This is a genomic window from Ewingella sp. CoE-038-23, from assembly GCF_040419245.1.
Lineage (GTDB): Bacteria > Pseudomonadota > Gammaproteobacteria > Enterobacterales > Enterobacteriaceae > Ewingella > Ewingella allii.
The window spans coordinates 1,893,495-1,917,351 of sequence record NZ_JAZHOH010000001.1 but is presented as its reverse complement, the minus strand read 5'-3'; the positions used below and the strand labels follow the sequence as shown (position 1 = coordinate 1,917,351).

15 protein-coding genes and 2 pseudogenes are annotated in these 23,857 nt (G+C 55.3%); 2 read left to right on the top strand and 15 right to left on the bottom strand.

Annotation, left to right across the window (positions count from 1 at the left end; translation table 11 throughout):
* Nucleotides 1–7: 7 nt before the first annotated feature.
* From V2154_RS09025 to chaB, 5 genes are all read right to left on the bottom strand, one after another.
* Nucleotides 8–1,060, bottom strand: coding sequence for an ABC transporter permease (locus tag V2154_RS09025; RefSeq protein ID WP_353501941.1), 1,053 nt, complete (start codon nucleotides 1,058–1,060; stop codon nucleotides 8–10).
* Nucleotides 1,060–2,628, bottom strand: a complete 1,569-nt coding sequence (locus V2154_RS09020) for an ABC transporter substrate-binding protein (RefSeq protein WP_353501940.1) — start codon at nucleotides 2,626–2,628, stop codon at nucleotides 1,060–1,062. The genes V2154_RS09025 and V2154_RS09020 overlap by 1 nt, the downstream gene beginning before the upstream one ends.
* A gap of 223 nt (nucleotides 2,629–2,851) precedes the next feature.
* Nucleotides 2,852–5,074, bottom strand: coding sequence for a TonB-dependent receptor (locus tag V2154_RS09015; RefSeq protein WP_353501939.1), 2,223 nt, complete (start codon nucleotides 5,072–5,074; stop codon nucleotides 2,852–2,854).
* Between the two features lie 164 nt (nucleotides 5,075–5,238).
* A complete protein-coding gene (locus V2154_RS09010; protein ID WP_353501938.1) occupies nucleotides 5,239–5,928 on the bottom strand; it encodes a gamma-glutamylcyclotransferase in 690 nt (229 codons plus the stop codon).
* A 324-nt stretch (nucleotides 5,929–6,252) separates the two neighbouring features.
* Nucleotides 6,253–6,486: a putative cation transport regulator ChaB gene (gene chaB / locus V2154_RS09005; protein WP_100938360.1), complete on the bottom strand. Its 234-nt coding sequence runs from the start codon at nucleotides 6,484–6,486 to the stop codon at nucleotides 6,253–6,255.
* 596 nt (nucleotides 6,487–7,082) lie between these two features.
* Between chaB and chaA the strand changes: the two genes are divergently transcribed.
* Nucleotides 7,083–8,183, top strand: a complete 1,101-nt coding sequence (gene chaA / locus V2154_RS09000) for a sodium-potassium/proton antiporter ChaA (RefSeq protein ID WP_353501937.1) — start codon at nucleotides 7,083–7,085, stop codon at nucleotides 8,181–8,183.
* A gap of 79 nt (nucleotides 8,184–8,262) precedes the next feature.
* Here chaA and phoH read toward each other — a convergent pair whose 3' ends face one another.
* The 8 genes and pseudogenes from phoH to putP all read right to left on the bottom strand — a co-directional run bounded on the left by phoH (nucleotide 8,263) and on the right by putP (nucleotide 17,889).
* On the bottom strand, nucleotides 8,263–9,051 hold the full coding sequence (gene phoH / locus V2154_RS08995) for a phosphate starvation-inducible protein PhoH (RefSeq protein ID WP_034790157.1): 789 nt from the start codon (nucleotides 9,049–9,051) through the stop codon (nucleotides 8,263–8,265).
* Between the two features lie 742 nt (nucleotides 9,052–9,793).
* A complete protein-coding gene (locus V2154_RS08990) occupies nucleotides 9,794–11,062 on the bottom strand; it encodes a chloride channel protein (RefSeq protein WP_353501936.1) in 1,269 nt (422 codons plus the stop codon).
* Between the two features lie 94 nt (nucleotides 11,063–11,156).
* On the bottom strand, nucleotides 11,157–11,999 hold the full coding sequence (locus V2154_RS08985) for an N-acetylmuramoyl-L-alanine amidase (protein ID WP_496350369.1): 843 nt from the start codon (nucleotides 11,997–11,999) through the stop codon (nucleotides 11,157–11,159).
* 21 nt (nucleotides 12,000–12,020) lie between these two features.
* A pseudogene (locus tag V2154_RS24940) lies at nucleotides 12,021–12,257 on the bottom strand (AMIN domain-containing protein); the annotation flags it as partial.
* Between the two features lie 221 nt (nucleotides 12,258–12,478).
* Nucleotides 12,479–13,798: pseudogene (gene efeB, locus V2154_RS08980) on the bottom strand (iron uptake transporter deferrochelatase/peroxidase subunit).
* A 218-nt stretch (nucleotides 13,799–14,016) separates the two neighbouring features.
* Nucleotides 14,017–15,156 (bottom strand): iron uptake system protein EfeO, encoded by a 1,140-nt coding sequence (gene efeO / locus V2154_RS08975; RefSeq protein WP_353501934.1) that lies wholly within the window; start codon nucleotides 15,154–15,156, stop codon nucleotides 14,017–14,019.
* A gap of 83 nt (nucleotides 15,157–15,239) precedes the next feature.
* Nucleotides 15,240–16,088 carry an iron uptake transporter permease EfeU gene (gene efeU, locus V2154_RS08970; protein WP_353501933.1) on the bottom strand — a complete coding sequence of 283 codons (849 nt, stop codon included), beginning with the start codon at nucleotides 16,086–16,088 and terminating at the stop codon, nucleotides 15,240–15,242.
* Between the two features lie 316 nt (nucleotides 16,089–16,404).
* Nucleotides 16,405–17,889 (bottom strand): sodium/proline symporter PutP, encoded by a 1,485-nt coding sequence (gene putP, locus V2154_RS08965; protein ID WP_353501932.1) that lies wholly within the window; start codon nucleotides 17,887–17,889, stop codon nucleotides 16,405–16,407.
* A 418-nt stretch (nucleotides 17,890–18,307) separates the two neighbouring features.
* On the opposite strand from putP, the gene putA reads away from it, so the two are divergent.
* Nucleotides 18,308–22,279, top strand: coding sequence for a trifunctional transcriptional regulator/proline dehydrogenase/L-glutamate gamma-semialdehyde dehydrogenase (gene putA / locus V2154_RS08960; RefSeq protein WP_353501931.1), 3,972 nt, complete (start codon nucleotides 18,308–18,310; stop codon nucleotides 22,277–22,279).
* 140 nt (nucleotides 22,280–22,419) lie between these two features.
* Here the strand turns inward: putA and tcyN are convergent, their stop codons facing one another.
* Nucleotides 22,420–23,172, bottom strand: a complete 753-nt coding sequence (tcyN, locus tag V2154_RS08955; RefSeq protein ID WP_100938354.1) for an L-cystine ABC transporter ATP-binding protein TcyN — start codon at nucleotides 23,170–23,172, stop codon at nucleotides 22,420–22,422.
* Nucleotides 23,169–23,837: a cystine ABC transporter permease gene (tcyL, locus tag V2154_RS08950; protein WP_353501930.1), complete on the bottom strand. Its 669-nt coding sequence runs from the start codon at nucleotides 23,835–23,837 to the stop codon at nucleotides 23,169–23,171. Before tcyL ends, tcyN begins: the two co-directional genes overlap by 4 nt.
* Nucleotides 23,838–23,857: the final 20 nt, after the last annotated feature.

Here is a 23,857-nt window from a genome sequence, read left to right as displayed (position 1 = left end):
CAGCCACTTATCGGGTTCGCGGGTCAAGAAGGTAAGTCAGGGCATCAGCCAGCGCATTGAGCAGCACGAAACAGGTGCCAATCAGCAGCGTCGCGCCAAGAATCGCTGGCGTGTCGGCAGCAAACAGCGCGGTGGTCAGATAGCGCCCCACGCCCGGCCAGGCAAATACCGTTTCGGTTAATACCGCCCCTTCCAGCAGGCTGGCATAGGAGAGCGTTAACACAGTGATGAGCGTACCCAAAACGTTAGGGAAGACGTGACGCAGCAGCACGCGGCCCCGGCCAGCGCCCTTCGAGCGCGCCAGAATCACATACTCTTTGTTCATTTCGCCCAGCATTGAGGCGCGCAGCAGGCGGGTGATCCCCGCCATGGAAAGCAGAGCCAACACGGTTACCGGTAGCCACAGGTGGCTGATAGCGTTGAAGAACATCTCGCGATCGCCGGACAGCCAGGTGTCAATCAGCACAAAACCGGTTTTTGGCTCCATGCTATAGAGATACACATCGTCCAGCCGCCCCGGCCCGCCGGCCCAGTGCAGCACGGCGTAAAACAGCAGCAGCCCTAGCAGGCTGAGCCAGAAAATCGGCACCGAATAGCCGAGCAGCGAAATCAGCCGCGCGGCGTTATCCAGCCAGCTTCCCGGTTTCCATACCGCCAGCAGCGCCAGCGAAATACCAAAGAAAGCGCCGAAGATGATGGCGCAGGTAGCTAACTCGACGGTAGCCGGGAAGGTGCGCGCCAAATCACTCGCTACCGGCTGCGCGGTGATGCGCGACATACCCATATCGCCGTGAGCCAGATGCTCAACATAGCGACCAAACTGCACCGGCACCGACTGATCCAGCCCGAGATCTTTGCGGATCTGGGCGTAAGTCGATTCGCTGGCGTGGTCGCCAGCCACTTGCAGCGTAGGGTCAATCGGCGCGAGGTGGGAAAGCGTAAAGGTAAACGCCAGCAGGCCGAGCAGCGTCAGCGCCAGTGAAATCAGGCCGGTCAGCAGACGGCCTGACCAGCGCCAACCCTGCCGGACGAATCCGGCGGGTGTTGAACTATCAGTCATTACTTAGTGACCTTGCTGTAGAAGACCATGTCAGGGTTGATACCCTGCACGTAGCCCTGAATGTTGTCACGCACGGCAATCAGGCTCTTGGCCTGCAAACCAATCACGAACGGCGAGCTTTTCTGCACTTCTAATTGCAGTTTACGGTAATCCGCCACGCGTTTAGCTTGATCTGGCTCGGCGGTCGCCGCCAGCGTCAGTTTATTCAACTCTGGAATTGACCAGTTGGCGCGCCATGCCAGCGTCTGGCCGCCATTCTCTGCGTTATAGGCAAAGGCCGAGGCGTTGGTGTTCGGGTCGAAGTAATCAGGACCCCATGAGGACATGTACGCGTCGTACTCGTGGGCTTTAACCTTGGTAGAAATCTGCTGGCTCAGGCCCGGATCCAGTTTCACCGTCACCCCGCCCTGCGCGAAGCTCGCCTGCAAGGCTTGAGCGATGTCCAAATACGGCGGTTGGTTGGAGGTTGAAATGGTGAAGGTGACGTTTTTCAGCCCGGCTTTTTCCAGAATGGCTTTAGCCTTGGCTGGGTCATAGGTGTAAGGGTTGTCATTCAGCGCGCCAAGATAGCCCTCTGGCAGGAACGCCTGATGCACCTGGAAGGTGTCTTTCATCAGATCGTGGGCGATGTGTTTGTAGTCAAACAGGTAGCGCGCTGCTTCCCAAAATGCCGGATTGCCCAAGGCTGGAGAGGCTTTAGCGTTAAATTGCAGGAAGTACAGTGACGCGTAAGGGATCGCCAGCGGCTTCACGCCCTTTTTGCCTTCCAGCGCGGCCATTTGGTCAGCACCGAGGTTACGCGCCATATCGGCATCGCCCTGCTCAATCAGCAGGCGGCGAGCAGCCGGATCCGGCACGTTTTTGATCAAGATGGTTTTCAACTTAGGCGCGCCCTCTGGCGAGCTTGGGTTGGCGTCGAGCACCACCACTTCATGCGGCACATAGGTGCGGATTTTGTACGGGCCGCTGCCCGCGGAATGGCTGGCCAGCCACTCATGGCCAAGGTCGGTGCCTTTGGCATTCTCTTTAACCTGCTTGCTGTCGATGATGGAAGAAACCGGCGCAGAGAGCAGGCTCAGCACGAAGTTCGGGCTGACGTTGGCGGTCCAGCTCACCTTCACGTGGTGATCGTCAACTTTGGTCAGGAAGCTGTCGACGTTTTTGGCATCCCAACCCAGCTGGGTCAGCACGAAGGATGGCTCGAGGTTGAGCTTCACCACGCGAGACAGGGAGAAAATCACGTCGTCGGCAGTCAGCGGGTTGCCGCTGGCGAACACGGCTTTAGGGTCGAGGGTAAAGGTCAGGCTGCGGTTGTCTTTGCCTGCTTCCCACGAGGTCGCCAGCGTCGGTTTTAAATCGATTGGGTTATTCGGGTCTGACTGCACCAAACGCTGATAAATATTGTTGAACGCCTGCACGGTGGTCAGCTCAAAGCCCTGCGCCGGGTCAAAGCTTGACGTGTCATCGATAGATTGCGCAATAACCAAGGTATTCGCCGGCGTGGCTGCCTGAACGGTAAAGCTGGCCGCGATAGCCGCGAACAGAACGGAAGGGATAAAGGCTTTCATGGTGATGACTCTCCAACATAGCGAAATTGCTAATAATTTCCTGAGTGTATGTGAGTCGCTAACTCACAAGAAAGTCGTTTAACGACTAACCTTATGCTTTTATCGCATAAGATTATGAGTATGGTTATTAAAGCGGCGTTTAGCCAAATGTTCAGTATCAAAGTGGGGAGGGAAAGGTGCCAAAAAGCCTTGCCTCCCCTGTTCCCAAGGGAGGCATTGGTGATTAGAAATCGTAGGTGGCGGAGAGTTTAAACTGACGCGGCGTGCCCTGCGTCAAATAGCCGCCGGTGGCCGAAGCCCAGTAGTTCTCATTGGTGACGTTTTCCAGATTGGCGCGCCATGTCAGAGTATGTTCCTGCATCGGCATAGCGTAACGCACGCCCAGGTCGAGGCGAGTCCAGGCATCTATTTTTTGCGTGTTGGCTTCATTGAGATACTGCGAGCCGGTGCGGATCACCTTGCCGGTCAGCGTCACGTTCTGCACGCGCGGGACATCCCACTCGCCGCCGAGCACCACCTGATAATTCGGCACGCCGATGGCGTCGTTACCATCATTCAGGCCACCGTTGGTGTCCGTCAGCTCCGGCTTGAGCCACATGGCGCTGCCCAGCAGGCGCACGCCGTACATCGGCTCACCAAACACGCTCAGCTCGACGCCACGGTTACGCTGCATGCCGTACAGGCCATATTCGCGCGTCACGCTATTGGTGTAAGAGGCCGGTTTTTTGATTTCAAACAGCGCCAGCGAGCCGCCGAGAGTGCCGAAATCAAACTTGGCACCCACTTCATTTTGTTTCGAGGTAATGGCCGGGAATACCGCACCAGCGTTGGATGCCGAGCTTGGCGCTGGGTCGCTCGGCTGAAGGCCCTCTATGTGGTTGGCGTAGAGCGAGACATGCTCCCACGGCTTCACTAACAGGCCGTAAGCGGGAGTGACCTTGGTGTCGTCGAAGGCCGCATTCTGCACGCCGTCATAGGTGTAGCCACGCGTCAGAACCTCCTGACGGCGCGCCCCCAGCGTCAACAACACTTTGTCATCCAACACGCCCAGGGTGTCAGAAACCGCGATGCCACTGCTGCGGCTGCGGTTACGCACTTTCGGGTCATCCATATGGCCGCCGGTAAAACTGGTTGGCGGGTAGTTTATAGGCTCAGGATCATAGAGGTTGTACGGTCCGCGATCGGCGGTTTTCGGCATGGTGTAGCTGGTGCGAGTCTTCACATAGACGCTGGAGAAGCCGACGTTAACCTTGTGCGACACAAACCCGGTGTCGAAGTCCCCGCGCAGCCCCGCCATGGTGGAGATGCGATCGGCGAAGTAAGGCACGCTGAGGCGTCCAATGGTGCCGTTTCCATTAACATCGGTTACGGTTGGCGAGGCGTAATCGCCGGTTTCGTGCGCATGGCTAGCACCCAGCCCGGCGTAGGCCGTCCAGTGGTCGGTGAGGTCATACTCCCCTTTCAACATGCCGAATTCGTTCTCGGTATGGGTGTTCGACCAGGGCTGCGCGTAGTTAAGGGTTGATGATGGCGCATCTGGAACTTTGGTCAGCGTCGGGCTGAGATACACCGGCGGGCGGCCATTGCCGACGACCTGCTTTTGATAGCCAAGGTCGAGTGAGCTGCGGAAACGATCGCCGCGATAGTCCAGACCGATAGAGCCAAGGGTCGTACGGCGATATTCATCGTCCACCGCCGCGTCCCCTTCGCGGTGCAAGGCGTTGACCCGCACGCCCCACTGATCGTTGTCGCCAAAGCGGCGGCCGACGTCAATGCCGGTGCCAATCTGCGAGGAGCTGGTGTAATCCATCGTGACGCGAGTGAGTGGCGCGGAAGAGGCGCGTTTTGGTTCGACGTTAATCGCACCGCCTACCCCGCTGCCGCCTGGGGTGACGCCGTTGATAAAGGCGTTGGAGCCTTTAAACAGCTCGACGCGATCGGCGAAGTTGCTGGCGACCACCTGACGCGGCAGCACGCCGTACATGCCGCCGTAGGAGATATCATCGCCATTGAGCGAGAAGCCGCGCACCATAAAGGTTTCGGAGAAGTTGCCGTAGCCGTAGCCGCTCTGCACAGAGGCATCGTTGCTCAGCACGTCGGCCAGCGAGCGCGCCTGCTGGTCCTGAATCAGTTTGTCGGTGAAGCTAATCACGTTGAACGGCACGTTTTTAGCATCCTGCTCGCCCAAGATCCCCAACCTTCCGCCGTTCGCCACGCCGCCGTCAAGATAGGCTGGCACCGGGGTGTTGCCCCCAGCCTTGAAGTCATCCGCCACGGCGGTGACGGTCAGGGTATCTTCTCCTTTCGGGCTGGCTGTGCTGTCTGGCGCCGTTGTCGCTGGCGCGGCGGCATAGGCCAGCGGGCTGGCGATAGCCGAGCAGATCAGCACAGATAATAAGCTACGGGTCAGGCGACCCGCCGACGGTGAGCGGTGTGACGTTTGCATAGAGGTTCCCCAATGGACAAAATGAGAATGCCAATGATTCTCATAAAGATTGGGATTATGCGTATTGACTGCTTGATTGCAATAAAAATGGCAATAAAAAAAACCGCCTTTTGAAGTGCATCAAATGGCGGTTTAGTGGGTTGCGTTAATTGCAGCAGTAAGTCTTAGCCGAGGCCGGGAACCCCTTCTGCCGGAGATACCGCCAGCAGCATGCGCACCTGATTAACCAGTTCGCTCATGCAGTCGTCGCGCATGCCGTAGGTTTGCAGCTCTTTCTCCAGCGCGAACAGGTATTGCGCATTGGTGCCGAGTGGCCCGCTGGCTTTGGCAATCAGCGGCGCGATCACCTGATATGAGGTGTCAGCTTCAAACAGGGGGTGTGCCGGGTCCATGATGAACACCAGCGCGGTCACTTTGCGGCCGTCGTCGAGATCCAGCTCGCACCACGTCGGGCAGTAACAGCCGGTGACCATTTCACGTTTCCACAGCAGTTCCAGCTCTTCTCGCAGCTTATCTTCCGGCAGGCGGAACGCCAGACCCGTAGTGCGGCCGCCCTCTTTCAGCGCTAGCATGCGGCCCGGCTGAGTATGCGTCCCGCGTCCCGAGGTCAAGCGCAGACAGAAAGCGCGGTGATAGCCGTTAAGTGTCGCCGGTCGCGCCTCATCCGAGTCAAACACCGGATTCCACATCAGAGAGCCGTAACCGAATATCCATACCGGGCTATTGTCCGGGCGTCGCGCCAGCGTGCAGTCGAGCGAGGCGGAACGTTGTTCGGAGGTCAATAACATCGACTCGTCGATGCTGCCGAATGCTGTTTTGCAATCTGCGTTACGCAGAAAATCTCGGGTTAACATTCATCGCCTCCTTCAAAACCACTGCTTATAGAACTTGCCATACTGTTGACGCTGTTTTCTCCGTTATTGCGCTTTATTCCTTTTCGTCACGGCGAAAAAGGAAAAAAACATAAGAATTTCTTTATGTCGTTAATAGTTCAAACCTTATGCGTTTCTGCGCCAGCAATCAAGATTGAAGGTGATCACAAAACGAAAATATGATGAACATTTAGTGAACATTGATATAAGAGCGGCACAAATTAGAATAAAGCGCAGAATTGAGGAAAAAGAAAACCCGGCGCGATGGCCGGGCGAACTGTTTTCAGCATCTGAAAGAAGCTTTATTTAGCTCTTTTTGGGGTGCCATTTATCATCATCCCCTTTCTGGTAACCGTGCTTAACCGCCGCCCAGGCTACCTTGTGCGCGGTTTCTTCCCGGCTGTCATCACCCTGCCTGTCTTTGGATTTCGCATATTCATCCCACGCGCTGTTAAAGGCTTCTTTATAGATGTCTTGAGCATGAGGCGGGAGCACATTACGCACGGAATCCGGTAAAGATGATCGGTTGTCATAAGGCATTTCCAGTCTCCTCGTTAGTCGTCTGGGTTATTTGATAAAGCAACAAAGTCTAAAAACCCCACTTTTTGCTGCCTCTATCGGTGTTTCATCACCCGTTTTGCTACATAACAAAGTCTAGCTGCTACGCTAAATAGGGTTATAGGTAATGTTCCGATAAGCCTAATAGGGCTGAAAATGATAAAGATAATTCAGTAAACGTAAAGCAGCGTAAGTGCGGGCAGGAAATCCATTAAAAAATGGGGTTATTCGATGACTCAGATGAAAACTTCTCATCATCGTCATAACTCTAACTTATTAAACTAACTCTTTGTTTTTAATATTATTTAAAGTATTAAAAAACATATCTACCAGACTTAATTAGCGTCTTATATTAAGTTATAGCGCTTAAAATCGATGTCTTATGATTTTTTATTACCAAAGCAAGCTTATATCTATCAATTAAGTCGTTTTTCTTATATAGTGAACGAGTTAACGCGCCATGGCATAACGAGTTTGTTGTGCTCTATGACGCGTTCTTTGCTGGCAGTGAAAACACTGCTGTTTCGTGAAGCCGGTTCGTCCGAGCCACGTAAGTTTTGCACAGGAGAATAATCATCATGGTGTCATCTCAGGAGCATCCGAAGCATAAATCCCGCCATCAAGAATATTCACTCGTTTTCCCTATTGCTGCCTTATTAGTCTTGGTCTTTTGGAGTGATAGCAGCAATTTCCTCGCCGTCATCGGCATCAACGCCATCGCACTGGTGGGTATTCTCGCCAGCGCCTTCAGCGTTGTGCGCCACGCCGACGTTCTTGCCCACCGCTTAGGCGAACCTTATGGTTCACTCATCCTCAGCCTGTCGGTGGTTATCCTCGAAGTGAGTCTGATTTCCGCGCTAATGGCAACGGGTGACGCCGCCCCGGCGCTGATGCGTGACACGCTGTTCTCGATCATCATGATCGTGACCGCCGGTCTGGTTGGTTTCTCTTTATTGCTGGGTGGCCGTAAGTTCGCGACTCAGTATGTGAATTTGGGTGGTATTAAGCAGTACCTGATGGCGATTTTCCCGCTGGCGATCATCGTGCTGGTTCTGCCTGCCGCCCTGCCCGACGGTAACTTCACTACCGTGCAGGCGCTGATCGTCGCCGTGATTTCTGCCGCGATGTACGGCGTGTTCTTGCTGATTCAAACTAAGACGCACCAAAGCCTGTTCATTTATGAGCACGAAGATGAAGGTGAAGAAGACGGCCACGGCAAGCCTTCTTCCAAGAGCAATCTGACCCACACCCTGTGGCTGATTGTCCATCTGGCGCTGGTTATCGCGGTGACTAAATTCAACGCTGACCCGCTGGAAGAGCTGTTAACCGAGCTGAACGCCCCGGCGCAGTTCACCGGCTTCTTGGTCGCGCTGCTGATCCTCTCCCCTGAAGGTCTGGGTGCGTTGAAAGCCGTGATGAAGAATCAGGTGCAGCGCGCGATGAATCTGTTCTTTGGTTCGGTTCTGGCGACCATTTCCCTGACCGTACCTGCCGTTACCCTGATTGCCACCCTGACCGGCCAGGAGCTGATCTTCGGTCTGGCGCCGGCGAACATCGTAGTGATGCTGTCAGTGCTGATTCTGTGCCAGATATCCTTCTCCACCGGCCGTACCAATGTATTAAACGGTACTGCTCACCTGGCGCTGTTTGTGGCGTACATGATGATCATCATGCTGTAAGCCTGCTTACAGGTAAAACTAAGGCCGCCTCAATTCACATTGGGCGGCCTTTTTATTAGAGACAGGTGCGAGGGAAGAATTAAGAGTAGGCGTGCAGGGTGCGTTTACACAGCTCTGAACGCACGCAGTCCTCTTTACCAAACTGAATGATGCCAACCATCTCGTCTTCTTCGAAGCGAGACATTGCATCGCTAAGCCCTGATACTACCCCACGCGGCAAATCGCATTGGGTAACATCCCCGTTTACTATTACCGTCACATTTTCGCCGAGACGGGTCAGGAACATTTTCATTTGGCTGGCCGTGACATTCTGGGCTTCATCCAGAATAACCACTGCGTTTTCGAAAGTGCGCCCGCGCATATACGCAAAAGGTGCAATTTCAACCTTGCCTATTTCCGGTCGCAGGCAATATTGCATAAATGATGAACCCAGACGACGTAATAAGATGTCGTATACCGGACGGAAATAAGGTGCGAACTTCTCAGAGATATCGCCGGGCAAGAAACCGAGGTCTTCATCGGCCTGCAATACCGGACGGGTAACAATAATCCTATCTATCTCTTTATGTATTAATGCCTCTGCAGCTTTCGCCGCGCTAATAAATGTTTTGCCACAGCCTGCTTCGCCGGTAGCAAAAATTAACTGCTTATTCTCTATGGCTGATAAGTAATGACCTTGAGCTTCGGTTCGTGCCTGGATTGGAGAGGTATCGCGAGAGTCGCGAGCCATTCCAATCGATTCCACACCGCCCATTTGGATTAAAGAGGTCACAGATTCTTCCTCACGTTGGCGGTGACTGCGTGAATCACGACGAATAACACGTTTCGCTTCACGACGAGCTTTGATCACTTCTTTCTGTCTTCCCATAGTGGCACCTTACAGTTTGATTCACTTAACGCTAAGGCATAGGCCCGCACGGTTATGTTTCACTAACAAATGAGGTTTTGGTCTCCTTTTAGACCAAGTTGAGCCAATGAATAACGTGAAGAGGAAAATAACGTCGGGTGATTAATAAATGAGCGCCCTGCTATTTTCTTTAGACATACTGTCTGTTCACGAGGAGGCATTGCCATTAATGACAAACCGCTGACCTTGGAAGCAATAGAACCAGTTAAACGGCCAGACAAATAGCCAGTTGGTTGCAGTGTAAGTGTGGGGTCAGTTAAAGAACGGAGGCGCTGTTGTGTGGTTGAAAAGTGACGAAATAATAAAGACGTGGAAAAGGTTTGGTCGGTTAATATCAGAGAGTCGAAGTCTTGGCCCTCGTTTGCGGTTAAGCAGTGACAACGAGTGGAGAGGTGTAAATATGTTTTTTTATTACTCAGCCCAAAATAGGACTTTCTCATTCGCGATCCCCGCTGTGATATTTACGACCTTGGCCGCTCACCGAGTAAACTTTTTAATCCTGCTCAATTCAATTTATTAATTTGAACCTACTGAGCGTTAACTAAAAAGTACCGCCTGATAATGACAGTATAGTGACAGCTGCCATCTTTGCTAAGAATTTTCATTACTAACCTGTTACTGAAATGTAAGAAAGTTTGTTGGATTGGTCAATAGGATCTTTCACGATCTAAAAAAGATCCTATTGTCCTGCCGCACGCAGTGATTAACTCTTATTAGCCTCGAAAGCCTTGCTGCAAAGGCTTTGCACCGCGATTGAACCCGTTACCGCGAATAAAATCGGGATCAAAAAATCATGCCCAACGCGGGTAAATTCCATAATTAATACCACCGCCGTCAGTGGCATTTTCATTGAGGAAGCTAAAAAGGCCGCCGCACCGATAATCGCAAAAGCGCCGAGAGAGGTGCCCGGCCAATAAATATTCCACAGCCCGCCCAACACGCAGGCCAGCAACGCGCCGTTAGACAGCCCCGGCGTCAGCAACCCGCCCTGCGCACCCGCCCGCAGCGTGCTCCAGGTGATAGCCACCTTCGCCACCAGCAGCAGCGCCGCCAGCGCGATGGTGATCTGATTGTCGAAGCTGATTTGCGCCGGGCCTTTACCATTGCCCAATAGTTCCGGCAGCCAACCGGCCAAAATGCCGATAATCGCAAAGTTAATCAGATTGAGCGCGATCAGCCTGGCGTCGCGTGGGGCCTGCGCTTTGGCCTTGTTGGTCAGGCGCGTAAACCAGTAGGCCGCGAAGCCGAACACCGGCCCCATCACCACCGACCAGACCAGCAGCGACGGCGTGATATCCAGCGGCATCAGGTGGTACTGGGACTCATTGCCCAGCCCAATCCAGGCCACCAGGGCAGCAATAGAAGAAGTACAGATCGCCGGAAGCAGCAGCTGCCAGCTAAAAGCGCCCAGCAGCACTTCCAGCACGAAGACCGCCCCGCCGAGCGGCACGTTATACACCGCCGCCAGCCCCGCGCCTGCGCCACAGGCAATCATGATTTGGGTTTCACGCACGGTGAGAGCAAAACGTTGGGAGAGCCAGTTAGCGGAGATAGCGCCAATTTCTCGCGGTGCCACTTCGCGGCCCAGAGGTGAACCCAGCGCCACGGTGATGATTTGCAGCAAGGCGTGAATCGTGGTGCTGAAGAACGGCATATCGGGCTTATCGGATTTCACCGCCGCCGCGATGCTCACCAGCGGCTTGCCCCAGCGATAGAGCGCCCACCAGCCGATCCCTGCCACCAAGCCACACACCACCAGCACGGCAAAGCGCCGCCCATGCGTCGCGGCAGTCACCCCCTGCAAAAAGCTTTCATTGCTGATGATAGCGTTCTGGCTGTAGCCAAACGCCAGGTGCTGAATGCTGTGAAGAATAAGCGCCAAGGTCATGCCGCCTAGCCCGGCTAGAATGCCGGTAGCGACCGTGGCGAGGGTTAGGCGCCAAATCGGGCTGGAAATTGGTGTCTGACTCAACTGTTCTCTCCGTAATTTGGCCTAAGGTCCTGCGCCAATGAGTAAATTTTTTAGCTTACTCATTCAATTTACAAGAAAACGGTTAAACGGCAGGTCAGCTCAGCAGATTATTTTTCTTTTCATTGAGGAAATAACTGTTGATCCCCTCGGCCATCGCGCGAGCCATCTTCTCCTGAAATACCGGCTCGCCGAGCAACTTTTCTTCATGCTTATTGGTGATAAAGGAGGTTTCTACCAGCACCGACGGGATGCGCGGAGACTTCAGCACGGCAAAGCCCGCCTGCTCGGGGTGCGGACTGTGCATAGGGTGAACTTTGATAATGTTTGACGCCAAATGGCGGCCGAAATCCAGACTGCGGCTGATGGTTTCGCGTTGGTCGAGGTCAAACAGCGTCTCTTTGAGATAGGGATCGTCAGTCTTGAAATCATCGTCATACAGCACGTCGACGCTGTTCTCACTCTGCGAAAGGTAGCGCGCCATGGCACTCCCCGCACCGTGTGGCGACAGCGCAAACACCGACGCGCCCGAGACATCATCATTGGTAAAGCCGTCGGCGTGAATCGAGATAAACAGGTCGGCCTGATGTTGATGCGCCAGACTCACCCTATGATATAGCGGGATAAACACATCATCCTGCCGCGTTAGCACGGCGTGAATGCCATGTTCCTGATCCAGCAGGCTTTGTAGCCGTTTGGCAATATGCAGTACCACGTGTTTTTCATAGGTGCCTTCATTGCCAATTGCTCCCGGATCTTTACCGCCGTGGCCGGGATCAATCATTACCAGCAACGGCTTCTTGGCGGCGGGCGCAGCGGCGGTTGGCAGAGCCTGACTGACGGCCCCTCCCGGCAGGCTAATGCCGACCTGCAACTGGCCCGCCGTCTTGGTGCGCTGCAAACGCGGCGCGGCGCTCAGTTGCAGCACAATCCGGGTGATTTGCGGCGTGAAATGGGCAATCTGGGTATGAACCAGCCACGGGAATTTTTGCTTCAACACGGTCAGCGAGTGGATTAGCGCGGGAGGAAACGCCTCCATCGGCACATCAATCACTACTCGCTGCGGGTTATCGAGGGTGAACACGCGGCTGCGTTTATCAGCAGACGGAATTGTCACGTTAATTTGCGCGGCGTCAGAGGTCAGCGAGACCGGCGCGGCAACAGATTTGGCATACACGCGCGGCGCGGTCAGGGCCATGCCCATACCTAAAATAAGCAGTTTTCGGCGCTGATGGTTGATGGTCATAAACAGGGTTTCCTCGGACATCGTGACGACTTAGCATCATGACATTCCTCAGATTTTTATGAATTAGCGGGAGTATTAACAGGCGGTGAATTCGGTAACGAGGCGTAAGAAAATGAAATCTATCCCCCCTTTCTCCTGACAGAGCTAAGGGGGATATTCTGCGGTTTGCTGAATTATGCTTCGATCAGCGACTGACCCAAATAGTGGTTCTCATCCTGCACGCCGGGCAGCGTGAAGAAGAAGCCGCCGCCCACCGGGCGAATGTACTCTTCCAACGGCTCGCCGTTCAGGCGTTTTTGCACCGCGAGGAAGCCCTTCTCCAGGTCGTGCTGGAAGCAGACAAACAGCAGCCCCATCTCCAACTGGCCGGAGTTAGTCACTCCCAGCGAGTAGCTATAGCCGCGACGCAGCATCAGGCTGTCATCGGTGGCTTTGGTGCGCGGGTTGGCCAAGCGAATGTGGGCATCAAGCGGAATCACCTTGCCTTCTGGGTCTTTGCTGTAATCCGGCACGTCGTGCTCTTTCGCCATTCCCAAGGGCGCACCGCTGTGTTTGTGGCGACCAAAGATGGTTTGCTGCTCCTGCAACGGCGTGCGATCCCAGAACTCGACGTGCATCGGGATAATGCGCATTGCCTGATAGCTGCCGCCCACGGTCCACGCCGGTTCGCCCTGCTCTGGCGTCACCCAGATGGCTTTATCCATCAGCGGCGTGTCTTTGGTGTCCGGGTTGGCGGTCCCGTCTTTAAAGCCCAGCAGGTTGATTGGCGTCTCTTTGCCCTGACTGCGCGCGGCGTGGGAAGAGATAAAGCCGTCGCGACGCCAGCGCACGCTGAGCAAATCCGGCGTGTACTTGATGATGTCGCGCAGCGCGTGGATCACCGTGTCGCTGTTGTTGGCGCAAATCTGTAGCAGCATGTCGCCGTGGCACAGCTTGGCGTCCAGCGAGTCGTTCGGGAAACGCTCCATGCGTTGCAGCTTCAGCGGTTTGTGCGCGGCGAGGCCAAAACGCTGATCGAACAGGGAGTCGCCGACGGAGAGCGTCATGGTCAGGTTGTCCGGGTAAATTTCCGGCCCCATCACGCCTGAATCCATCGGAGGAAATTTCGGGTCAACCTCCGGCGCGGTGCCGCCCGTGGTGAGGAAGGCAAAACGGCTGGTCAGTAAACGGAACAGGCGCTCAAGGTCCGCCTTGCTGGTTGCCAGCACGTCGAAGGACACCAGCATCATCTACGCCTGCTGCGGGGTCAGAATACCCGCCTGATGCACGCCGTGGAAAGGCTGTTTACTCCAGCGCTCATCGGGGGAAACCGTGCCCGGCGCATAGCCCGGCTTTGAACCCGTGGTCTTCGACGCCTGCTGGTTATCAACACCGGCCGCCGCCGCGCCGCCAAGGGCCAACACGCCGCCCATCAAACCCACACCCTTCAACAAACGGCGACGTGAGGAAGAGACGTCCTGAGATTCAGGGGCTTTATCGTTTTTGTCACTCATTGCTTTGCCTCAACAAACTCTACTGCTTGCCACTACGCGAAAGGAGCGCCGCGGCGCTCCTTTATTGTGATATTTCAAACGCCTAACTAGTCACTTCCCCAAAATAATTCGTGTTGCAGGAAGGCGGCAACCGAAGGAACCCGATGAGCTGACTCAAGTCAGTGATTCGAGTAACTAAGGGCAGCCAATGCACCTGCTGCGCGAAGTATGAAGAGGAATCAATCTAAGCCCAACACGCCACGCAGCTTAGCCAGATCTTCCGCCAGCGTGGTGATCGGCCCTTTCATCGCGATGCGGTCGGCATCGGTCAGCTTCTCATAGCTCTCGTAGCCATCTTTGGTTTTGTATTTATCCAACAGCGCATCGACGGTTTTGAAGTTTGCGTCAATCTTATCCAGCAGCGGCTTGTCGGCTTTTTCCAACAGTGGGCGCAGCAGGTTAACGATTTTCTGCGAACCATCAAGGTTGGCGCGGAAGTCCCACAGGTCGCTGCGGCTGTAACGGTCTTCTTCACCACTGATTTTGCTGGAGGCCACTTCTTCGATCAGGTCCGCCGCGCCGCCAACCACTTTGTTCGGTGGGAAGGTCAGGTCAGTGATGCGTTTTTGCAGATCCTGTACGTCGGTGTAGAGCTTATCGGCGTAAGGCTCGGTACCTTTGGTGGTTTTATCCGCAAACAGGATTTTCTCCAGGCGGTGGAAACCAGTGAATTTCGGGTCTTCGGCTTTCTTCTCAAAGTCATCTTCACGGGCGTCAATGCTGCTGTCGAGGTCGGAGAACAGCTCGGCGATTGGCTCAATGCGCTCGTAGTAAATGCGGGTAGAGGCGTACAAAGATTGCGCCTGTTTCAGGTCGCCTTTCTTAATCGCGTCAGTGAAAGCTTTGGTGTGGGAAACCAGTTCGCCCACTTGCTGAGTCACATAGACTTTATATTCCGCGATTGGCCCCACCAGCGCCATGGCGTCAGGTTTGGTGGCTGTGTTTGCGCCTTCGCTGGTTACGGTCAGCTTGCCTTTCGGGTTGCTCAACAGGCCGCAGGTCATGTCATATTCGCCTGGCTCCAGATTGGCCGTCATCTTCTGGGTGAAGCCCGGCGCGATGTTCTCACGCTCTTCCACCACCATCACGCCTTTGAGGATCTCCCACTCCAGCCCTTTCTGGCTGGCGTTGTGCACCACAAATTGCGTTTTGCCGGCAGGCACGGTCAGTGACATTGGGTCACACTGTTTATCGTTCACCGTGATTTTGACTTGTGGAATATCCGCCGCAAGCGCATTGGCGCTCAGGCCGAAAAGCGGCAAGGAGAGCAGAGCAACCTGCAAAGCGGTACGGCGGAACAGCGTGTTTGACTTGGACATCGGGTAACACCCCTATTAAAGACGCCCTGTTAAAGGCGGTTGTTAAAATTATTAAACCACTGTTATCAAAGAAATCGTCATGCTTAGCGCGGGGTCTTCTGGCCAGCGGCAGGTGCTACCAAAGGTTGTTTCCCTTGCGGCAAGAAGAACAGAATCAGTGCTGGGATCAGATAGAGGAAGTAGACCGAGACTTCGCTGACGGTCGGTGCTTCCTGATAACCAAACATGCCTTCCAATAAGGTGCCGAACAGAGAATGCGTCGACAGCACGTTGCTCAAGTCAAAGGCGATGTCCTGCATGCTGTTCCACAAACCGGCTTCGTGGAAGGCGCGGATTGCCCCGGCCGCCAGACCGGCAGCCACGAACAGAATAAACAGGCTGGTCCATTTGAAAAATTTGGCGAGGTGCAGCTTCACACCGCCGTAATAAATTAAGAAGCCCAGCACCACGGCGGCGGCCAGACCGAGAATGGCCCCGATTGGCGCGGCAATGCCCACATCCTGCTGGAATGCGGCCAGCAAGAAGAAGACCGACTCCAGCCCTTCACGCGCCACGGCGAAGAACACCATCGCCACCAGCGCCCAGCCCTGCCCGCGCCCCGAGTTCAGCGCGTTATCGATAGCCCCTTCCAGATGCACTTTGATTGAGCGCGACACTTTACGCATCCAGAACACCATGTAAGTAAGAATGCACACCGCTATCACCGCCACGATGCCTTCAAACAGCTCTTGCTGCTTCTGCGGGAATTCGCCGGTGGTTTCGTTGATGAAAATGCCCAATGCCAGACAGAGCGCGGCGGCGATGAAAACGCCAATCCATACGACGCCCAGCCACTGCCCGCGCTGGGTGCGCTTGAGGTAACTGGCAATCAGACTGACGATTAGCGCGGCTTCAAGCCCTTCGCGAAACATGATGAGAAAGGGAACGAACATAGCTAAAACTCCCGGCACCGCGGTGCTGAAGAACTAAAATTACCCACTTTCCTGTCACCGGCGAACAGCCGAGGATCAAGGTAAAGCATGTAAAGATAAGTAAAAATGAAAACGATAGTGATTATCATTCCTGCAAAAATAAAAACAAGTGGCTACCCGCGCTTTTTTGCGCCAACTGAGGGCTTTTAGCAGGAAATTTTATTGCTGATTATTTCAGAGAAAACGCCAGAAAAGGGCTGAGATAAAAAAGGGCGGAGCCGGTTTCCCCGCTCCGCCCTATTACTTAGGACCCATGTTCAATACAAAACGGCAGTGATCAGACGGTTTTGTACTCTGCCTCTGCGGCGTTGAAACGGTTTTCCACCGCAATTGAAGGTTTGCGGCCCATCAGGCTCACAATCCAGATAGCCAGTGAGGCAAAGATAAAGCCCGGAATGATTTCGTACAGGTCCAGCCAGGCGTACTGTTTCCAGATAAGCACGGTGCCCGCGCCTACCACCATACCGGCCAGAGCGCCGTTACGGGTCATGCGACGCCACATCACTGAGATCAAAATAACCGGGCCAAATGCCGCGCCGAAGCCTGCCCACGCATAGCTTACCAGCCCTAGCACGCGGTTATCCGGGTTCGCCGCCAGCGCAATCGCCACCAGCGCCACTACTAGCACCATCACGCGGCCAATCCACACCAACTCAAACTGGCTGGCATTTTTACGCAGGAAGGCTTTGTACAAATCCTCCGTGATCGCGCTCGAGCACACCAGCAGCTGGCAGCTCAGGGTACTCATCACCGCCGCCAGAATCGCCGACAGCAACACACCCGCCACCCACGGGTTGAAGAGGATTTTGGCCAGTTCGATAAACACCCGCTCGCCGTTTTCCGTTACGTTTCCAGCCTGCGCCGGATTGTTGTGGAAGTAAGCAATGCCGAAGAAACCCACCGCGATAGTACCCGCGAGGCACAGGATCATCCACGTCATGCTGATGCGGCGGGCGCTGCGAATGGTGCGATGCGAGTCAGCGGCCATGAAGCGCGCCAGAATGTGCGGCTGCCCAAAGTAGCCCAGCCCCCAGCCCAGCAGCGACAGGATCGCCACCAGATTCATGCCTTTGAACATATCCGTGTATTCTGGGTTTTTGGCGTTGATCACCATCATCGAAGTATCAATCCCGCCAACCGCCAGAATGACGATAATCGGCGTGAGGATCAGCGCGAATATCATCAGGCTGGCCTGTACGGTGTCGGTCCAGCTAACCGCCAGGAACCCGCCAATAAAGGTGTAAATGATGGTAGCCGCCGCCCCAGCCCACAGCGCGTTGGCGTAAGTCATGCCGAAGGTGCTTTCAAACAGGCGCGCACCGGCCACGATGCCAGAAGCGCAATAAATAGTGAAAAATACCAAAATTACGATGGCTGAGATGATGCGCAGTAACTTGCTGGAATCTTCAAAACGGTGGGTGAAGTAGTCCGGCAAGGTAAGCGCGTTGTTGTTGGCTTCGGTGTGCACCCGCAGGCGCCCCGCCACCAGCTTCCAGTTGAGATAAGCGCCGATCGTCAGGCCGATGGCAATCCAACTTTCTGAAATTCCAGAGATAAAAATCGCGCCCGGCAGGCCCATCAGCAGCCAGCCACTCATGTCCGAGGCCCCGGCTGATAACGCTGTCACCACGCTGCCCAGACTGCGGCCGCCGAGAATATAGTCATCGAAATTCTTAGTGCGCAGATAGGCGATCAGCCCAATCAGAATCATTCCGAAGATATAAACGCAAAACGTCACCGCCATAGGTGTATTCATTGTCATGCAAGTTCTCCACTTGTAATTTTCAATCTGTAAAAACCCCTGTCTGCTGATATGCCTCTGTGGGCCGTTTTATTAGTGAAAAATATCAGCGTATAAATCCAATCCGGCAGGATAGTTATCGACATAAACCGCAATTACAAGATTTTTAACATGCCAGTCACATGAAACAGATCCCCTATCACATTAATTATGATTGCGGGTTGCACCTTACATCGCGCGCAGTTGTACCGCCCACAACTCCCATTAACCAAAGCCTTTAGCGATCCCCGTCACAGCTAAAAATGTTAATAATTGAGCCAGATTTAGCATTGCTGCACATCATGCAATTAACAGGGTTGCACAAAGTTGCAACATAGAAGATATTGCTGCTCAGAAAACATCAACGATTGCCCTATCAGGCTGACTTATGGAGTGAAAGATGGGAATGACGACAATGGGCGTGAAGCTGGACGAAGCGACGCGTGACCGTTTGAAAGTGGCCGCGCAGGGTATCGATCGCACGCCGCACTGGTTGATTAAGCAGGCTATTTATTCCTATCTGGAACGCCTGGAAAATGGCGATGCTCTGCCGGAAATCCCTGCCTTAAATGCGGCGGGCATGAGCGATCATGAAGAACAACCGGCCCTGAGCCTGTTGGAAACCCATCAGCCATTCCTCGATTTTGCAGAGCAGATTTTGCCGCAGTCGGTTAGCCGTTCGGCTATCACCGCTGCCTACCGCCGCCCAGAGCCAGAAGCCGTCTCTATGCTGCTCGAGCAGGCTCGCCTGCCAGCGGATATGGCCCTGGCCGCGCACAAACTGGCCTATGATCTCGCCAGCAAACTGCGTAACCAGAAAAGCGCCAATGGCCGTGCCGGTATGGTGCAGAGCCTGTTGCAGGAGTTCTCGCTCTCCTCGCAGGAAGGCGTGGCGCTGATGTGTCTGGCCGAAGCTTTGCTGCGTATTCCTGATAAACCGACCCGTGACGCGCTGATCCGCGACAAAATCAGCACCGGTAACTGGCATTCGCACCTTGGCCGCAGCCCGTCGCTGTTCGTCAACGCCGCGACCTGGGGTCTGTTATTCACCGGTAAACTGGTGGCGACCCACAACGAAGCCAACCTTTCCCGTTCGCTGAATCGTATTATCGGTAAAAGCGGCGAGCCGCTGATCCGCAAAGGCGTGGATATGGCAATGCGCCTGATGGGCGAGCAGTTCGTCACCGGCGAAACCATTGCCGAAGCCTTGGCTAACGCGCGCAAGCATGAAGAGAAAGGCTTCCGCTACTCTTACGACATGCTGGGTGAAGCGGCCCTGACCGAGAAAGACGCACAGGCTTACCTGCTCTCCTACCAGCAGGCTATTCACGCCATCGGCAAAGCTTCCAACGGCCGTGGTATTTACGAAGGTCCGGGCATCTCCATCAAGCTCTCCGCCCTGCACCCACGCTACAGCCGCGCCCAGTATGAGCGCGTGATGGACGAACTCTACCCGCGCCTGCTGTCACTGACTCTGTTGGCCCGCCAGTACGATGTCGGTATTAATATCGACGCCGAAGAGGCTGACCGTCTGGAAATCTCCCTCGACCTGCTGGAAAAACTCTGCTTCGAGCCAGAGCTGGCAGGTTGGAACGGTATCGGCTTCGTTATTCAGGCTTACCAAAAACGCTGCCCGATGGTGATTGATTACCTGACCAATCTGGCCCAGCGCAGCCGCCGTCGCCTGATGATCCGTCTGGTTAAAGGTGCCTATTGGGACAGCGAAATCAAACGCGCGCAGGTTGACGGCCTTGAGGGGTATCCGGTTTATACCCGCAAAGTCTATACCGACGTCTCATATCTGGCCTGCGCCCGCAAACTGCTGGCGGTGCCAAACCTGATTTACCCGCAGTTCGCTACCCATAACGCCCATACGCTGGCGGCGATTTACCAACTGGCGGGCAACAACTACTATCCCGGCCAGTATGAATTCCAGTGTCTGCACGGCATGGGTGAGCCGCTGTACGAGCAAGTGGTGGGCAAAATTGCCGATGGCAAGTTGAACCGCCCGTGCCGCATTTATGCCCCGGTCGGTACTCACGAAACACTGTTGGCCTATCTGGTGCGTCGCCTGCTGGAAAACGGGGCTAACACCTCCTTCGTTAACCGCATTGCCGACGCCACCTTGCCGTTAGACGAGCTGGTCGCAGATCCGGTGAAAGCCGTAGAAACGCTGGCTGCCAGCGAAGGTCAGGTCGGCCTGCCGCATCCGCGCATTGCGTTACCGCGTCACTTATATGGTGAAAAACGCGTCAACTCGTCCGGTTTGGATATGTCCAACGAGCACCGTCTGGCCTCCCTGTCCAGCGCCTTGCTCAGCCGCGCGGCCCAGCCAATCACCGCGCAGCCAATGATCGATGCCGAGTTAGATGAAGGCCAATTTGTAGATGTGATTAACCCTGCTGAACCGACTGACGTCGTGGGCCAAGTTCGCGAAGCCACCGAGGGTGAAGTCAGCCGCGCACTGGGCGCCGCTGCCGCCGCTGGCCCTATCTGGTTTGCGACACCTCCCGAAGAGCGCGCTGCAATCTTGCAACGTGCCGCAGAATTGATGGAAGGCGAGCTGCAAAGCCTGCTTGGCGTGCTAGTACGCGAAGCCGGAAAGACCTTTAATAACGCCATTGCCGAAGTGCGCGAGGCGGTCGACTTCCTGCACTACTACGCGGGTCAAATTCGCGAGCAGTTTGATAACAATACCCACCGCCCGCTGGGCACCGTGGTGTGTATCAGCCCGTGGAACTTCCCGCTGGCGATTTTCAGTGGCCAGATTGCCGCCGCCCTCGCCGCGGGTAACAGCGTGCTGGCTAAACCTGCCGAGCAGACGCCGCTGATTGCCGCTCAGGCCGTGCGCATTCTGCACGAAGCCGGGGTTCCGGCAGGGGTGCTGCAACTGTTACCGGGTAAAGGCGAAACCGTCGGCGCTCAACTGGTGAATGACGAACGCGTGCGCGGCGTGCTGTTTACCGGCTCCACCGACGTGGCTGGCATCCTCCAGCGCAGCATCGCCGGGCGTCTGGATCCGCAGGGCCGCCCTGTTCCGTTGATTGCTGAAACCGGCGGCCTGAACGCGATGATTGTTGACTCCTCTGCCTTAACTGAGCAGGTAGTCACCGACGTGGTTGCTTCCGCCTTCGACAGCGCGGGCCAGCGCTGCTCTGCGCTACGCGTGCTCTGTATTCAGGACGACGTGGCAGAGCACACCCTGCAAATGCTGCGCGGCGCGATGGCCGAGTGCCGCATGGGCAACCCTGAGCGCCTTTCCACCGACATCGGTCCGGTGATTGATCAGGAAGCCAAAGCGGGCATTGAGAAGCACATTGACGCCATGCGCGCTAAAGGCCGCGCCGTGTATCAAGCCGCCCAGCAGCAAGGTGAAGATCAGCAAGAGTGGTCACGCGGCACCTTTATCCAGCCAACTCTGATTGAGCTGGAGAGCTTTGGCGAACTGAAGAAAGAGATCTTTGGGCCAGTGCTGCACGTGGTGCGCTATGCCCGTCAAGACTTGGATAAGTTGGTCGACCAAATCAACGCCGCGGGTTATGGCCTGACGCTCGGGATCCACACCCGTATCGATGAAACCATTAACCGCGTGACGTCGAAAGCCAACGTCGGCAACCTGTATGTGAACCGCAATATGGTTGGCGCCGTGGTTGGCGTGCAGCCATTCGGCGGTGAAGGTCTGTCCGGCACTGGCCCGAAAGCCGGTGGCCCGATGTACTTGTATCGCCTGCTGTGCAGCCGTCCACAAGAAGCCGTGGCGCAAACCCTGAGCGTACAGGATAAGTCGCTGCCATTGGATGTCTCCCTGCGCGAAGCCCTGCTAGCGCCGCACCGTGCGCTGCAACAGTGGGCCGTTGAGCAGAAGGATGACTCACTGGCCGCGCTGGCTGAACGCTTCGCTCTGTCGGCTCAGGGCGGCACCGTCCGCACTCTGCCGGGCCCAACGGGTGAACGCAACACCTACGCCCTGCTACCGCGTGAGCGCGTACTGGCGCTGGCGGATAATCAGCAAGACGCGCTGATCCAGCTCTCTGCCGTCACCGCCACCGGCTGTCGCATCCTGTGGCCTGATGCCCCTTTACAGCGCGACCTGTTCAAACAGCTGCCAAAAGCGGTTCAAGAACGCGTCGATTTCGCCAAAGAGTGGCAGACCGCCGCGCCAGAGTTCGACGCGGTTATCTACCACGGCGACGCCGATCAGCTGCGCGAGCTTTGCCAGACCATCGCTAAGCGCGCGGGTGCTATTGTGTCGGTTCAAGGTTTTGCACGCGGTGAGGACAACATCCTGCTGGAACGCCTGTTGATCGAGCGTTCACTGAGTGTGAATACCGCAGCGGCCGGGGGTAATGCGAGTTTGATGACTATTGGCTGATAGTCAGGGGCAGCGCAGGGCTGGCTGCCCAAAACCCGCTTTAAATCTTTAAGGTCAAGGTCGTGGGCCGTGGCCCACGCTTTTGAAGTTGAAGTTGAAGTTGAAGTTACGGGTTTGGGCAGCCGCCCAAACCTTTTTAACTAGCGAGTTAAAAACTTCTCAAGAAACTGTTTTGTACGCGCGTGCTGCGGATTCGAGAACAGCTCTTTGGCGGGGCCTTGCTCGACGATCTTCCCTTGATCCATGAAAATCGCGCGGTCGGCGACGTCGCGGGCGAAGCTCATCTCGTGGGTGACGATCACCATGGTGCGGTGCTCCTGCGCCAAGGCGCGGATGGTGTTGAGCACTTCACCCACCAGCTCGGGGTCGAGCGCGGATGTCGGTTCATCGAACAAAATCACTTCCGGGTTCATGGCCAGTGCGCGAGCGATGGCTACGCGCTGCTGCTGGCCGCCGGAGAGACGGCGCGGATAGGCGTCCTCTTTGCCGCTTAGCCCTACTTTCTCCAGCAACTGGCGGGCATAGGCGACGGCTTTCTCGCGCGACTCGCCCTTCACGATGACCGGACCTTCAATAATATTGTCGAGAACCGAACGGTGCGGGAACAGGTTGAAGTTCTGGAATACAAAACCCACCTGTTGGCGCAGTTTACGCACATTCTCTTTCTGCTTACTGATAGAACGGCTGCCGTCGATCTCAATATTACCAACCTTAATGGTGCCGGAATTTGGCTCTTCCAACAGATTAATGCTGCGCAGCAAGGTAGTTTTACCCGATCCGCTTGGGCCGATAATGGCGACCACTTCACCAGAATTTACCTGTAAATCGATACCGTGCAGTACCGTCTGACCGTTGAATTTTTTGGTCAGCTGTTTAACGTCAATAGTGCTCATGGCTGCTCCCTGTCTTGACGGTTAACGCGGTCTTCCAGACGATTTTGCAGGAAGGACAATACGGTGGCCAACACCCAGTAAATCAACGAGGCGGCCAGATACATGGTGAACACTTCCAGCGTGCGCGATGTTACCAACTGCGCCTGGCGGAACAGCTCTGGCACCTGAATGGTCGCGGCAAGGGAGGTATCTTTCACCAGTCCGATAAAGCTGTTACCCAGCGGCGGCAACGCGGTGCGGGCGGCCTGCGGCAAGATCACGCGGCGCATGGTCTGCCATGAGCTCATGCCGATGCTGGCGGCGGCTTCCCACTGGCCCTTTTCAATAGACGAAATCGCGGCGCGCAGGGTTTCGGAGGTGTAGGCAGCGGTATTGAGCGACAAACCAATCATCGCGGAAGGAATAGGATCCAGCTCAATGCCGAACTGCGGCAGGCCGTAGTAGATCATAAACAGTTGGGCAATCAGCGGCGTTCCACGGAAAATAGACACGTAGAATCGCGACAGCCATGACAGCGGCCAGAACTTGGACAGGCGCATCAGCGCGAGGATAAAGCCCAACAGCAGACCGAACACCATCCCGCCCAAACTGAGTTGCAGCGTGAACAGCGTACCTTTCAATAAAAATGGTGCTGAATCCAGCACCAGTTGAATACTTTCTTGCATCTATAACCCTTAGGTCTTTT